This is a genomic window from Xanthomonas sp. GW, assembly GCF_014236815.1.
In the GTDB taxonomy this organism is placed as follows: domain Bacteria; phylum Pseudomonadota; class Gammaproteobacteria; order Xanthomonadales; family Xanthomonadaceae; genus Xanthomonas_A.
Map to the genome: position 1 here is coordinate 4,407,171 of NZ_CP051189.1, position 13,571 is coordinate 4,420,741.

Annotated in this window: 14 protein-coding genes; 3 read left to right on the plus strand and 11 right to left on the minus strand. The window is 68.7% G+C overall.

The features are described from left to right. Window positions 1-63: 63 nt before the first annotated feature. Window positions 64-858, minus strand: coding sequence for a F0F1 ATP synthase subunit A (atpB, locus tag HEP73_RS18955; protein ID WP_185821121.1), 795 nt, complete (start codon window positions 856-858; stop codon window positions 64-66). 27 nt (window positions 859-885) lie between these two features. Then, on the minus strand, window positions 886-1,251 hold the full coding sequence (locus tag HEP73_RS18960) for an ATP synthase subunit I (RefSeq protein WP_104558638.1): 366 nt from the start codon (window positions 1,249-1,251) through the stop codon (window positions 886-888). A gap of 432 nt (window positions 1,252-1,683) precedes the next feature. Here HEP73_RS18960 and HEP73_RS18965 point away from each other — a divergent pair, with 432 nt between their 5' ends. Next, window positions 1,684-2,511: a porin family protein gene (locus tag HEP73_RS18965; RefSeq protein ID WP_185814068.1), complete on the plus strand. Its 828-nt coding sequence runs from the start codon at window positions 1,684-1,686 to the stop codon at window positions 2,509-2,511. Between the two features lie 178 nt (window positions 2,512-2,689). Here HEP73_RS18965 and HEP73_RS18970 read toward each other — a convergent pair whose 3' ends face one another. The 3 genes from HEP73_RS18970 to HEP73_RS18980 form a co-directional block, all read right to left on the minus strand. Further along, on the minus strand, window positions 2,690-2,965 hold the full coding sequence (locus HEP73_RS18970) for a hypothetical protein (RefSeq protein ID WP_185821122.1): 276 nt from the start codon (window positions 2,963-2,965) through the stop codon (window positions 2,690-2,692). A gap of 85 nt (window positions 2,966-3,050) precedes the next feature. Beyond that, window positions 3,051-4,856 (minus strand): dihydrolipoyl dehydrogenase, encoded by a 1,806-nt coding sequence (lpdA, locus tag HEP73_RS18975; RefSeq protein WP_185821123.1) that lies wholly within the window; start codon window positions 4,854-4,856, stop codon window positions 3,051-3,053. 131 nt (window positions 4,857-4,987) lie between these two features. Beyond that, complete coding sequence (locus HEP73_RS18980; RefSeq protein WP_185821124.1) at window positions 4,988-6,766, minus strand: dihydrolipoyllysine-residue acetyltransferase; 1,779 nt, start codon at window positions 6,764-6,766, stop codon at window positions 4,988-4,990. A 245-nt stretch (window positions 6,767-7,011) separates the two neighbouring features. Here HEP73_RS18980 and HEP73_RS18985 point away from each other — a divergent pair, with 245 nt between their 5' ends. After that, window positions 7,012-7,770 (plus strand): hypothetical protein, encoded by a 759-nt coding sequence (locus HEP73_RS18985; RefSeq protein ID WP_185821125.1) that lies wholly within the window; start codon window positions 7,012-7,014, stop codon window positions 7,768-7,770. Here HEP73_RS18985 and HEP73_RS18990 read toward each other — a convergent pair whose 3' ends face one another. Continuing rightward, window positions 7,771-8,313 (minus strand): DNA-deoxyinosine glycosylase, encoded by a 543-nt coding sequence (locus HEP73_RS18990; RefSeq protein ID WP_185823490.1) that lies wholly within the window; start codon window positions 8,311-8,313, stop codon window positions 7,771-7,773. 188 nt (window positions 8,314-8,501) lie between these two features. Here HEP73_RS18990 and HEP73_RS18995 point away from each other — a divergent pair, with 188 nt between their 5' ends. Further along, window positions 8,502-9,134: an OmpW/AlkL family protein gene (locus tag HEP73_RS18995; RefSeq protein ID WP_179568786.1), complete on the plus strand. Its 633-nt coding sequence runs from the start codon at window positions 8,502-8,504 to the stop codon at window positions 9,132-9,134. Window positions 9,135-9,203: 69 nt separating this feature from the next. Here HEP73_RS18995 and HEP73_RS19000 read toward each other — a convergent pair whose 3' ends face one another. From HEP73_RS19000 to HEP73_RS19020, 5 genes are all read right to left on the minus strand, one after another. After that, the gene (locus HEP73_RS19000) at window positions 9,204-9,767 is read right to left on the minus strand and encodes a DUF1453 domain-containing protein (protein ID WP_185821126.1); all 564 of its coding nucleotides are present in this window, start codon (window positions 9,765-9,767) and stop codon (window positions 9,204-9,206) included. 13 nt (window positions 9,768-9,780) lie between these two features. Next, the gene (locus HEP73_RS19005) at window positions 9,781-10,584 is read right to left on the minus strand and encodes a MetQ/NlpA family ABC transporter substrate-binding protein (RefSeq protein WP_185821127.1); all 804 of its coding nucleotides are present in this window, start codon (window positions 10,582-10,584) and stop codon (window positions 9,781-9,783) included. Between the two features lie 198 nt (window positions 10,585-10,782). Then, on the minus strand, window positions 10,783-11,478 hold the full coding sequence (locus tag HEP73_RS19010) for a methionine ABC transporter permease (RefSeq protein WP_185814075.1): 696 nt from the start codon (window positions 11,476-11,478) through the stop codon (window positions 10,783-10,785). Next, complete coding sequence (locus HEP73_RS19015; RefSeq protein WP_185821128.1) at window positions 11,475-12,482, minus strand: methionine ABC transporter ATP-binding protein; 1,008 nt, start codon at window positions 12,480-12,482, stop codon at window positions 11,475-11,477. Before HEP73_RS19015 ends, HEP73_RS19010 begins: the two co-directional genes overlap by 4 nt. A 105-nt stretch (window positions 12,483-12,587) precedes the next feature. After that, entirely contained in the window at window positions 12,588-13,484 is an 897-nt protein-coding gene (locus tag HEP73_RS19020) for a DMT family transporter (protein ID WP_185821129.1), read from the minus strand. Window positions 13,485-13,571 lie beyond the last annotated feature (87 nt).

A 13,571-nucleotide genomic window follows, 5' to 3' on the forward strand; every position in this document is an offset into this window, starting at 1 on the left:
ACAAAGTTGCTTGAGGATGGTGAATCGAACGAAGGGTTGCGTAAAACGCGTGAAGCAGAAACGTCAGTGGCTGTCTTCCGCCAGGCTCAGATACACGATGGACAGCATCATGAAGATGAAAGCCTGCAGCGGGATCACCAGCAGGTGGAACAGCATCCAGCCGAAGCCGAACGCGCCGCCGGCCAGGGCGCCGAAGATGCCGGCACCGCCCAGCACCCAGATCAGCAGGAACACGATCTCGCCGCCGAACATGTTGCCGAACAGTCGCATCGCCAGCGAGATCGGCTTGCTCACCCACTCGACGATATTGAGGATCAGGTTGAACGGCAGCATCCACTTGCCGAACGGGGCGGTCAGGAATTCCTTGGTCATCCCGCCCACGCCCTTGGAGCGCAGCGAGAAGAAGATCATCAGGAAGAACACGCTGATCGACATGCCCAGGGTGGCATTGACGTCGGCGGTGGGCACCGGCTTCCAGTAGTGAATGCCGGCCCAGGCTAGCGGGATCGCGATGAAGTCCGCCGGGATCATCTTGATGAGGTTCATCATCAGGATCCAGAAGAACAGGGTGATCGCGATCGGGGTCACCAGCTTGCTGGTGCCGTGATAGGTGTCCTTGGCCTGGCGGTCGACGAACTCCAGCAGGATCTCCACGAACGCCTGCCACTTGCCCGGCACGCCGGCGGTGGCCTTGCGCGTGGCGATCCAGAAGCCGAACACCATCAACAGGCCGGACAGCACCGACATCACCAGGGTGTCGACGTGCACCTGCCAGAACCCGCCTTCCTGCACCTGAAAGGTGAGGTTTTGCAGGTGGTGCTGGATGTAGGAGGTAGGGGTTGCTTCCTCGCCCGCCATGAGTCCTGAGCCTTTATCGTGATTCGATCAACGTCTGGCCAGAGCCAGAACCTGGAACATCAGCCCGACGGCAATACCCGCCAACAGGGCCAGAGGAGGCAGCCGCCACCAGGCAAAGCCCAGCGCCAGTACCGCGAACACCAACACCCACTTCAGCACCATGGCCACGATCAACCGCGCCATCGCCGCACCTGCCGCCTGCACGCCGCCGCTCAACGCGGTGCGTGCCGCCAGCCATCCTCCCGCCACCGTCGCCAGCCCGGTTGCGGCAGCGCCCATGGCGTACTTCGGCCCCAGCAGCAGGAACGCCAGGGAAACCACGGCCACCGCCACCAGCGGGTAAATCGCTGCGCGCAGCATCAGCCGCCGACCCGCATCAACGGAGTTCAGCACAGAAAATCCTGCAGTTGGTGGTGGGTTGAGGACGTCTTCGCGTCCGTCGAGCCGCGGAATTATAGCAATGGGACAATTTGCGAGACAACCGCCAAAGGTCGCGGCCGTCCCCCGATCGAGCCAAGCCGCCAACGATAGCACGTCGCGGACCCGCGCCGCGGCCCGCATTGATGCATCGCAACAGGGATTTGCGTGGGAACTTTTCATCCCGTCCCCGGTCCGATCCTGCAGGGACTGCGCCCATCCTCGTCGATTTGCAGCGCGGACCCATGGAGCCCCGGGCGACCGGGGCTCTTCTTTTTGCCTGCGATTCTGTGACCGATGCACCTCCATACCTTCACGGATGGTGGACATGGTTTTAAGGATAGTTGCGGCACGCGGTGGCGCTCGCCATCGGCGCATCCATCCCCAGATGACGGAGCTTCGCCCCCTATGAAACATTTGCTCGCCCTTGCGTTGCCGTGCGCGCTCGCCGCCGCCTACGCCCTCCCCGCCCACGCCGAAGACACCGACGACCGCTTCACCATCCGTCTCGGCGCGATGAACGTGGACAACGACAACACCCTGCGCGGCAACACCACCATCGCCGGCAACGAGATCTCCGGCTCGCAGGACTTCGACTTCGGCGGCAAGGAATGGGAGCCGCGCGTGGACGGCATGTTCCGCATCAGCACCCGCCAACGCCTGATCTTCGACTACTTCAAGTACGACAAGGACCGCCGCGAGGAACTGGGCGAGGACCTCAGCTACGACGGCGCCACCGTGCCGGCCGGCAGCTTCGTCAAGGGCGAGCTGAAGTACCAGGTCGCCAGCCTGGTGTACGACTACTCGGTCATCGACACCCCGCAGTTCAGCCTCGGCCTGCAGATCGGCGCCGAATGGGCCAAGGTGCAGGCCAATGCCTACGCCGACCTGGGCGACCTGTATTCGGGCACCTTCATCGACGAGAGCGAAGACGGCGCCGCGCCGGTGGTCGGCGTGCGCTTCACCGCACAGCCGAACGAGCACTGGCTGTTCAGCGCGCAGGGCCAGTACGTCAACACCAAGTGGGGCGATTTCGGCAAGTACGACGGCGACCTGAGCCGCGCCAATGCGATCGTCGAGTACCGCTTCACCCGGAACTTCGGCATCTTCGCCGGCTACGACTGGTTCAAGCTGGACGTGGACCGCGAGACCGACTCCAACTCCGCCTCGCTGACCAACGTCGGCCTGAAGCAGGAGTTCAAGGGCCCGGTGGCCGGCGTGACCTTCGCGTTCTGATCGCCCGACCTCCGTTGCACCCCGAGAAGGCCCGCCATGCGCGGGCCTTCTTGCGTCTGCAGGGAGCGCGTCGCGCTACGCGCCAGCGCGAGTGCGACGCACAGACGGATCGACCGGGCCGGGCCGGGCCGGGCCGGGCCGGCGCGACGCTGCGCCGCAGCCGCAGCCGCAGCCGCGGTCACGGCAGCTTGGTGGCCCCCGCAACCAACAAGTGCTTGTGCAGTTCGCAATAGCACTCGTCGTGCCAGCCGTAGTGCGGATCGCGGCATACCGAATGGCGCACCGTCGCAGGCAGATCGCCCACGGCGCTGCGCAGATCGTGCCGCAAGGCCACGAACACCGAACCGGACTCGGGCCAGTCGCTGCAATGTGGCGGTTCCTGCACGCGGTTGCCCTGGCCAAGTTCGCGGTCCAGCAACGCCTGCAGTTCGGGGCACAGCGGCATTTCGCGCATCGGGTTCTCCACAATCGCCACAGCGCAGACACGACGACGCCCCGCAGCGGCGGGGCGTCGTCGGTATCGCCAGGCGCGGGGCGGTTTACTTCTTCTTCGGGATGTACAGGTCGGTGATGGTGCCGTCGTAGACCTCGGCGGCCATGCCGACCGACTCGCTCAGGGTCGGATGGGCGTGGATGGTGTGACCGATGTCCTCGGCCTCCGCGCCCATCTCGATCGCCAGGCCGATCTCGGCCAGCAGGTCGCCGGCATGCACGCCGACGATGGCGCCGCCGACGATGCGATGCGTTTCCTCGTCGAAGATCAGCTTGGTAAAGCCCTCGGTGCGGCCGATGCCGATGGCGCGGCCGCTGGCCGCCCACGGGAACTTGGCCACGCCGACCTTCAGGCCCTTGGCCTTGGCCTCGGTCTCGGTGACACCAACCCAGGCGATCTCCGGGTTGGTGTAGGCCACCGACGGAATCACCCGCGCCACCCACTCCTTCTTCTCGCCGGCGGCCACTTCGGCGGCGAGCTTGCCCTCGTGCGTGGCCTTGTGGGCCAGCATCGGGTTGCCGACGATGTCGCCGATGGCGAAGATGTGCGGTACGTTGCTGCGCATCTGCCGATCGACCGGGATGAAGCCGCGCTCGGTGACGTTGACGCCGGCCTTCTCCGCGCCGATCTTCTTGCCGTTCGGCGAGCGGCCCACCGCGACCAGCACGCGGTCGTAGCTGGTTGCGCCCAGCGCCGGCTGCTCGCCCTCGGTCGCGGCTTCGAAGGACACGGTGATGCCCTTCTTGTCGGCCTTGACCTCGGTGGCCTTGGTCTTCAGGTAGACCTCCACACCCTGCTTCTTCAGGCGGTCGGCCAGCGGCTTGACCAGGTCCTTGTCGGCGCCCGGCATCAGCTGGTCCATGAACTCGACCACGGTGACCTTGCTGCCCAGCGCGCTGTACACGGTGGCCATTTCCAGGCCGATGATGCCGCCGCCGACCACCAGCAGGGTCTTGGGGATCTCCTGCAGCTCCAGCGCGTCGGTGGAGTCCATCACCCGCTTGTCGTCCCACGGGAAGTTCGGCAGCTTCACCGCCTGCGAACCGGCGGCGATGATGCAGTGCTCGAAGCGCAGCAGCTGGGTCTTGCCGTCGGCGCCGACGATTTCCAGCTCGTTGGGCGACACGAACGACGCCACGCCGGTGACGGTGCGCACCTTGCGCTGCTTGGCCATGCTGGCCAGGCCGCCGGTGAGCTTGCCGACCACGTTTTCCTTGTACGCGCGCAGCTTGTCCAGGGCGATCTTGGGCGCGCTGAAGGTCACGCCGAAGTCACCGGCATGGGCCACCTCGTCGATCACCGCGGCCGCGTGCAGCAGCGCCTTGGACGGGATGCAGCCGACGTTGAGGCACACGCCGCCGAGGCTGGCGTAGCGCTCGATCAGCACCGTGTCCAGGCCCAGGTCGGCGGCGCGGAACGCGGCGGTGTAGCCGCCGGGGCCGGCGCCGAGCACCACCATCTTGCATTCGATGTCGGCCGGCTTGCCGCTGGCCAGCGCCGGCTTGGGCGCCGGCGGCTCGGCCGGGGCGCGGTGCGACGGCGCCACCGGCGGCTTGCTGGCCGGCGCCTCGGCTTTGGCCGCCGCGGGCGCAGCGGCCGGCGCGGCGCCGGCGTCCTCGGTTTCCAGCAGCGCGATCACCGCGCCCTCGGACAGGACGTCGCCGAGCTTGACCTTCAATTCCTTGATCACGCCGGCCGCCGCCGACGGCACTTCCAGCGTGGCCTTGTCCGACTCCAGGGTCAGCAGGCCCTGATCCTTCTTCACCGTGTCGCCGACGGCGACCAGCACTTCGATGACCGGAACCTCGCTGTAGTCGCCGATATCCGGGACCTTGACCTCAATGACCGCCATGCAGCTTCTCCTGTGGCCCGGCCGGCGCGCCGGCGGGCGATTGCAGTTCTACGGCGGCGCCGCGATGGACGCGGCGCACGCAGGTGGGGGAAACACGGGCCGCGCCGGGCGCGGCGCCGTTGCGGCAGGACTTACAGCAGCACGCGGCGCATGTCCGCCAGCACCTGGCTCAGGTAGGTGGTGAAGCGTGCCGCCGCGGCGCCGTCGATGACCCGGTGGTCGTAGCTCAGCGACAGCGGCAGCATCAACTTCGGCGCGAATTCCTTGCCGTTCCACACCGGCTGGATCGCCGACTTGGACACGCCCAGGATCGCCACTTCCGGCGCGTTGACGATCGGGGTGAACGCGGTGCCGCCGATGCCGCCGAGCGAGCTGATCGAGAAGCAGCCGCCGCTCATCTCGGCCGGGCCGAGCTTGCCGTCGCGCGCCTTCTTGGCCAGCTCGCCGCTTTCGCGCGCCAGTTCGACCACGCCCTTCTTGTCCACGTCGCGGATCACCGGCACCACCAGCCCGTTCGGGGTGTCGGCGGCGAAGCCGATGTGGAAGTACTTCTTCAGGGTCAGGTTCTCGCCGGCCGCGTCCAGCGAGGCATTGAAGTCGGGGAACTGCTTCAGCGCCGCGGCGCTGGCCTTGAGCAGGAAGGCGAGCATGGTCAGCTTGATGCCGCTGCCCTTACCAGGCCCGCCCTCGTTCTCCTTGTTCAGCGCCACGCGCAGGGCTTCCAGGTCGGTGATGTCGGCCTGCTCGAACTGGGTGACGTGCGGGATCATCGCCCAGTTGCGCGCCAGGTTGGCGCCGGAAATCTTCTTGATCCGCGACAGCGGCTTGACCTCGACCTCGCCGAACTTGGCGAAATCGACCTTCGGCCACGGCAGCAGGTTCAGACCGTTGCCGGCGCCGGCCGACGGTGCGCCGCCAGCCGCTGCGGCCGGCACGCCGCCGGCCAGCGCGGCCTTGACGTAGCGCTGCACGTCGTCCTTGGTGATGCGGCCGCCGTGCTCGGTGCCGCTGACCTGGAACAGGTCCACGCCCAGTTCGCGGGCGAACACGCGCACCGCCGGGCTGGCGTAGGGCACCTTCTGCGGCAGCACGCTGTCGGCGTTGAACTCCACCGGCGGGCTGCTCGGGGTGCCGGCCGACGGCGCCGAGGCGCCCGCCTTGGCCGGCGCCGAACCCTGCACCTGGGCGATCTCGCGCTGCGCGAGCTTGTCCGGCGCGGCCGAGGCCGGCACCGGCTCCACCCCGCCGCCGGTCTCGGCGCTGGCCTGGATCGCACCGGCAGCCGGCGCGTCGGCGCTGGCGCCGGCCACTTCGATCAGCGCCACGACCTTGCCCTCGGACAGGCTGTCGCCGACCTTGACCTTCAGTTCCTTGACCACGCCGGCCACCGACGAAGGCACTTCCATCGTCGCCTTGTCCGATTCCAGGGTGACCAGGCTCTGGTCCTTGGCTACGGTGTCGCCGACCGCGACCAGCACTTCGATCACCGGCACGTCGCTGTAGTCGCCGATGTCCGGCACGCGCGCCTCGACGATGCCGCCGCCCGCAGCCGCCGCCGGCTTGGTCGACTGCTGCGCGGCCGGCGCAGGCTGGGCCGGTTCCTGCTTGGCCGGCGCGGGCGCGGCCTTGGCCGCTGCCGGAGCAGCTGCGGCGGCGCTGGCGCCGTCCTCGGCCACTTCGATCAAGGCCACCAGCTTGCCCTCGGACAGGCTGTCGCCGAGTTTGACCTTCAGCTCCTTGACCACGCCGGCGAACGGCGACGGCACTTCCATCGTCGCCTTGTCCGACTCCAGGGTGACCAGGCTCTGGTCCTTCTTCACCGTGTCGCCGACCGCCACCAGCACTTCGATTACCGGGACGTCGCTGTAGTCACCGATATCGGGGACAAGTGCTTCCTTGATTTCGGCCATGCGGGCAACTCCGGCAACTAATGAGGGGGAAACCCCTATTGTGGCGGCCCGCAGCCGCAGCGCCAACCTTTGCCGGGCAAAAAAACCCGCAGCGGCCGCGCGGCGGCGCCGAGAAGCGCCGGTCTGCGGCGTTCGCGGCGGACTGTACGCCTGCGCATTGTCCCGGCGTCATCGCCGTGGCAAGCGCCGCACCGCCTTCACGGGCGCGCGCCTAGGATGCGCCGCACCCTGATCGGAGTGCCGCCATGCGTGCGTTCGTGCTGTTGATGTCGCTGGCGATGCCGCTGGTCGCCTGGTTCGCGCAACGCGGCGCGTTCGGCCCGACCAATGGCGCGGTCTCCGACCGCTACCCCACCCTGGTCGTCGCCGCCGGCTACGCGTTCGCGATCTGGGGGCCGATCTTCCTGCTCGACCTGGCCTTCGGCCTGTGGCAGCTGTCGCCGCGGCGCCGGCGCGACAGCGCGCTGGCGCAGGTGCGGCTGCCGGCGGCGCTGGGCTTCGGCCTGACCGCGCTGTGGATGCCGGTGTTCTCGCAGCAGCATTTCCTGCTGGCGCTGGCGGTGATCTGGGCGGCGCTGGCGTGCCTGGCGCTGGCCGCGCTGCGCCTGTCGCGCGATCCGCGCGCCGAGCCGTGGCAGGCGCTGTGGGCCTGGCTGCCGCTGTCGTTGCACGCCGGCTGGCTGTCGCTGGCCGCCTTCCTCAACACCGCGCAGGTGATCGTCGCCTACCGCTGGCTGTCCACCGAACACATGCTGCCGTGGAGCCTGGTGCTGTTCGCACTTGCCGCGGCGCTGCTGCTCGGCCTGAACCGGGCGATGCGCGGCAATCTGGCCTATGTCGCCGCGGCGCTGTGGGCGCTGGCCGCGGTCTACGTCAAGCAGGCCGGCAGCGGCCTGGACGGTGCGCGCAGCGCGGCCTGGGTGGCGCTGGCGCTGGCCGCGGTACTGCTGGTGCAGACACTGTGGCTGCGGCTGCGCGCGCCGGGGCTGCGGACACGGCGCTGATCAGCGCTGCGCTGGTGCTGCAGGCGGCGGCATGAGCCAATCCTGCAGCGGCGCCCACGCCTGCTGCAGCCGCGACAGCGAAAACGCGGCGTTGGCCGGACTGGTCGAAGGCAGCGCCAGCACCGCCAGCGGCGGTACCCGCGGCGCCAGCTGCGGCTGCACGAAACGCGCGAACGCCTGCGCCGCCGCCGCGCCATTGCAGGCGATCGCGCGCAGCTGCGGCAATTGCGCGATGCGCGCCGGCAAGGGATTGGGCACTTCGCTACCGCGCACGATCGCCGTGTCCAGGCTGCCGCTGCGCCGGCACTGGCCGATCACGTCCCACAGCCCAACGCCGCAGGCCTGCATCGCCTGCAACCGCACTGCGTAATCCAGTTGCGGATCGAAGCCGCACAGCGCGCCCAGCAGCGGCCACAGGCGATTGCGCGGATGCGCGTAGTAGCGCGCGTGCTGCAGCGACATCGCGCCGGGCATGGAGCCGAGAATCAGCACCCGGCAATCGTCGCGAATCTGCGCAGGCAAGCCGTGCAACACGTCCTGCATCGTCACGTCGCACGCATCTGGGTAAACATCGGCAAGTCTTAAAACCTCGTTATTTCAAGCATCCAACGCCGGTGTCTGAACGATGCCTGCATCCATCCGACCGAGGTCGGCGTCGATTCATCTTCTCATCGATACGGTGTGCGCGCCCACTCCTGTGGCCCCACAAAAAAAAGATTGAGGAGATTCCCATGCGGTCCATTCAAATCCTGAGCCTGGCTGTCGTTTCCGCCCTTGCGTTCGCGCCTGCCGCATTTGCGCAGGACGGCGACACCGCATCCGGCAAGCGCTTTGCCGTCGTCGGCAGCGCGACCCTGCTCGACCCCCATTCCAAGCCTGCCAACGGCCTCGACGTCGACGGCGGCCCGGCGCCGACCATCAGCGCCAGCTGGCTGATCAACGACAACTGGGCCGTCGAGCTGTGGGGCGCCGCCGACAAGTTCAACCACCGCGTCAGCGCCAGCGGCGTGGGCAAGGTCGGCACCGTCGAGCAGCAGCCGATCGCGCTGAGCGGCCAGTACCACTTCGGCCAGGCGGACAACGTGTTCCGTCCCTTCGTCGGCGTCGGTTACTACGAGTCCAACTTCAGCAACGAGAAGATCGACGGCCTGTCGGCCAGCGGCCAGCACGTCGGCCTGGACACCGCCAAGGGTGCGATCGGCACCGTCGGCGTGGACATGAACATCAACTCGACCTGGTTCGCCCGCGCCGATGCCCGCTACATGCATTCGCGTCCGGAAGTGCAGGTCGCCGGCAGCGGCACCGGCCAGGACCTGAAGCTGGATCCGTGGCTGGTCAGCTTCGGCGTCGGCGCGCGCTTCTAAGCACGCCTGCACCGCGTCACATGCAAACGGGCCTTCGGGCCCGTTTGTTTTTGTGTCGCCGCTTGGCGCTCAGCGCGGCGAGCGGTCGTAGCCGCGATAGCGATCGAAGTGGCGCACGCGGCGCCGCAACAGCCACGCATACGCGCACGCGTAGCCGAGCAACAACGCCGCGGCGCCGAGCAGGCTGGCGTGGCTCATCCAGCCCTGCGCCGGCCACGCCGCACCCTCGCTCATGCTGCGCCAGCCCTGCAGCAGGCCGGCGCCGATCCGCGCCACCACCAGCAGCGTCAAGCCCAGCACCAGCCACAGGTTCGGCGTGTAGTACAGGCCCTGCGGCAGAGGTTCGAACCGGCTCAGCCAGATACCCAGCGCGCCCAGCGCCAGGCCCGCCACCCAGCCGATGCAGGCATACGTCGCCGCATCGGCCCACCAGTGCGCGGCGATCAGTGCGAAGCCCAGCAACACGATGCTCGACACCAGCGCCGACCAGAACTGCACGCTGGCCAGCCACGCCCGCGCCTGGCGCCGCGAGGTGCCGTAGCGGAAGCGCTGCAGCAGCGACAACGGCAACAGCACCGCGGTCACCGCCAGCGCGATCACGATCGCCAGGGGAATGGCCAGCAGCAACGGCATGCGCGCGCTCCGCTCAGAACGCCGGCAGGACGGCGCCCTGGTACTTGCGCTCGATGAAGGCCTTGACCTCGGGGCTGGTCAGCGCCTTGGCCAGCTTCTGCACGCGCGGATCGTCCTTGTTGTCGGCGCGCGCGACCAGGAAGTTCACGTACGGCGAGTCCTTGCTCTCGATCGCCAGCGCGTCGCGGGTGGGATTGAGCCCGGCGTCGAGCGCGTAGTTGGTGTTGATCAGCGCCAGATCGACCTGGTCCAGCACCCGCGGCAGCATCGCCGAATCCAGTTCGCGGAATTTCAGCTGCTTCGGGTTGGCGACGATATCGCGCTGGGTGGACAGCGCATTGCCCGGATCCTTGAGCTTGATGACCCCGGCCTTGTCGAGCAGGATCAGCGCGCGGCTGTTGTTGCTGGGATCGTTGGGGATCACCACGTCGGCGCCCTGCGGCAGTTCGGCCAGCGACTTGAAGCGGCGCGAATAGGCGCCGAACGGCTCGATGTGCACGCCGATCACGGTGACCAGGTCGCTCTTGCGATCGCGGTTGTAGGCATCCAGGTACGGCTCGGTCTGAAAGTAGTTCACGTCGATCTGCTTCTGCACCACCTGGTCGTTGGGCTGCACGTAGTCGTTGAACACGCGCACGTCCAGGGTCAGGCCCTCTTTCTCCAACATCGGCTTGACCACCTCCAGGATCTCCGCATGCGGCACCGCGGTAGCGGCGACGCTGAGCCGCGCGGTGTCGGTCGCGGGCGTGGACTTGCCGCAGGCGGCCAGGGCGAGCACGGCGGCGCCGAGCAGCAGACGGAGCGGGAGTTTGGTCATGGGCAGGAATCCGAGAACGTGGGGAAGAAGAGCGGCCAGGCCGCCATGCGGGCAAGCTAGCAGACCCGGGCGCTGCATGCGGCGAAGGGCCAAGGATGGCTTTTCTGTAGGAGCGGCTTCAGCCGCGACCGCTTCACCGATAGATCCGGTCGCGGCTGAAGCCGCTCCTACAGAAGAGCCATGCAAGGCACTGCGCGCTCAGCGCCGGCTGTAATGCGCGACCAGCCGATCGCCGAGCATCTGCAGCCCCTGCACCAGCAACAGCAGCACCACCACGGTGATCAGCGCCACGTCGGCGTGCGAGCGCTGGTAGCCGTCGCGATAGGCCAGGTCGCCCAGTCCGCCGGAACCGATCGCGCCGCCCATGGCGGTGAAGCCGATCAGCGCGATGGTGGTCACCGTGGCGCCGGCGATCAGCCCCGGCCGCGCCTCGGGCAACAGCACCCGCGTCACCAGCTGCCAGGTGGTCGCGCCCATCGCCAGGCTGGCCTCGACCACGCCGCGGTCCACTTCGCGCAGCGCCGTTTCCACCAGCCGCGCGTAGAACGGCGCCGCGCCCACCACCAGCGGCAGGATCGCGCCGCGCACGCCCAGCGAGGTGCCCATCGCCCACAGCGTCAGCGGGATCATCGCGATCATCAGGATGATGAAGGGCACCGAACGCAGCACGTTGATCGCCAGCGCCAGCGCGCCATACAGCACCGGCCGCTGGTGGGTCTGGCGCGGCCCGGTCAGGAACAGCAGCACGCCCAGCGGCAGGCCGATCAGCAGGGTCAGCGGCAGCGAGCCGCCGAGCATCAGCAGTGTGTCCAGCGTGGCGCGGCCGATCTCGGCCCATTTGCCGGCATCGAGATTGCGGAAGAAGCCGCTGGCGGCGGTGGCGAACGGGATCATCGGCGCAGCTCCTCGACATGCACGCCGGCAGCGACGAACCCGGCCTGCGCCGCGTCCAGATCGCCGCCGACCAGGGCCACGGTCAGCTGGCCGTACGGGGTGTCCTTGATCCGGTCGATGCGCCCGGACAGGATGTTGTAGTCCACCGCGGTCTCGCGCGCGATGCGCCCGAGCAGCGGGGCGTAGGTGTCGCCGCCGAGGAAGGTCAGCCGCAGGATGCGCCCGGCCACCGCGGTGAAGTCGCGATGCAGTTCGCCCTCGTCCACGTGTTCGGCCTCGGACACGAAGCGGCGCGTGGTCGGATGGCGCGGATGCAGGAACACCTCGGTGACCGGCCCGCTCTCGACCAGGTGCCCGGCATCGAGCACCGCCACGCGATCGCAGACGCGGCGGATCACTTCCATCTCGTGGGTGATCAGCACGATGGTCAGGCCCAGCTCGCGGTTGATCTGCGCCAGCAGGCTCAGCACCGAGGCGGTGGTCTGCGGATCCAGCGCGCTGGTGGCCTCGTCGCACAGCAGGATCTGCGGCCCGGTGGCCAGCGCGCGGGCGATGCCGACGCGCTGCTTCTGCCCGCCCGACAGCTGCGCCGGATACTTGTTGGCGTGCTCGGCCAGGCCGACCCGGGCCAGCAGCTCGGCCACCCGCGCCTCGATCTGCGCGCGCGGGGTGCCAGCCAGCTCCAGCGGGAAGGCGACGTTGCCGGCCACGCTGCGCGAGGACAGCAGGTTGAAGTGCTGGAAGATCATGCCGATGCGCCGGCGCAGCGTACGCAACCCGGCACGGTCCAGCGCGGTGACGTCCTCGCCATCGATCAGCAGGCGTCCGCCGCTGGGTTCCTCGAGCCGGTTGATCAGCCGGATCAGGGTCGACTTGCCGGCGCCGGAGTGGCCGATGATGCCGAACACCTCGCCGGCTCGGATTTCCAGGTCGAGCGGATGCAAGGCCACGACCGACTGGCCGGCAACGGGGTAGGACTTGTGCAGGTGCTCGAACTGGATCACCGCGCGGGGCCGGCAGCGAAGGGGGCGCAAAGCCTAGCAGGCCAGGCCTGCAGGCGTTATTCCATTCGATTCTAACGCTTGCGCTCGGAAGGCCGCGGCGGTGCCCTAGGGATGCGCCAGCGGCGGCGGGCGCACGGTGGCGCGGACCCGCTCGCGGTGCAGCATGTACAGGCCGCTGGCGACGATGATCGCCGCGCCCAGCCAGGTCCAGGCGTCGGGCAGCTTGCGCCACAGCAGCCAGTCCCACGGAATCACCCAGATCAGGCCGCTGTACTCCAGCGGCGCGATCAGCGAGGCGTCGCCGCGGCGGAACGCCTGGGTCAAGGCCACCTGCCCCAGCGCGCCGGCCAGGCCGAGCGTGGCGATCCAGCCGGCATCGGCCAGGCGCAGCGGGATCCAGGCCGGCCACGCCAGCGCGCCGGCGCCGAGCGCCATGATCAGCAGGAACCAGACCACCAACGACTGCGGCGTCTCGGTACGCGCCAGCAGGCTGACCAGCACCGCCGCGAGCGCATAGGCGGTGGCCGCCAGCAGCACCATCAACCCCGGCAACGAGACGAAGCCGCCCACGCCCGGACGCAGCACTACCAACACCCCGACCAGGCCGACGCCGATCGCGGCCCAGCGCCGCGGGCCGACCTGTTCGCCCAGCAGCGGCACCGACAGTGCCGTCACCAGCAGCGGCGCGACAAAGTAGATCGTGTAGGCGGTGGACAGCGGCAGGCTGCGCAGCGCCCAGGCGAAGCAGCCGATCATCGCGATGCCGAGTACGCCGCGCAGCAGATGCAGGCCCCAGCGCACCGGCAGGATCGAACGCGGGCCGGCGGTGGCCAGCACCCACAGCAGCACGAACGGCAGCGAGGCGCCGCCGCGCAGCGTGGCCACCTGCAGCGCCGGATAGTGCGCGGTCAGCAGCTTCATCGCCGCATCCATCAGCGCGAAGCAGGCGACCGCCGCGATCATCCAGGCGGCGGCCGCGGCGTTGGAACGGGAGGTGGGCATGCGCGGATTATCGCCGCGATCGGCGGCAGCGCCCAGCGGCGCGAACGCGACGGCAGCGGCGCTGCGGCGAGATCGGTAGGATATGGG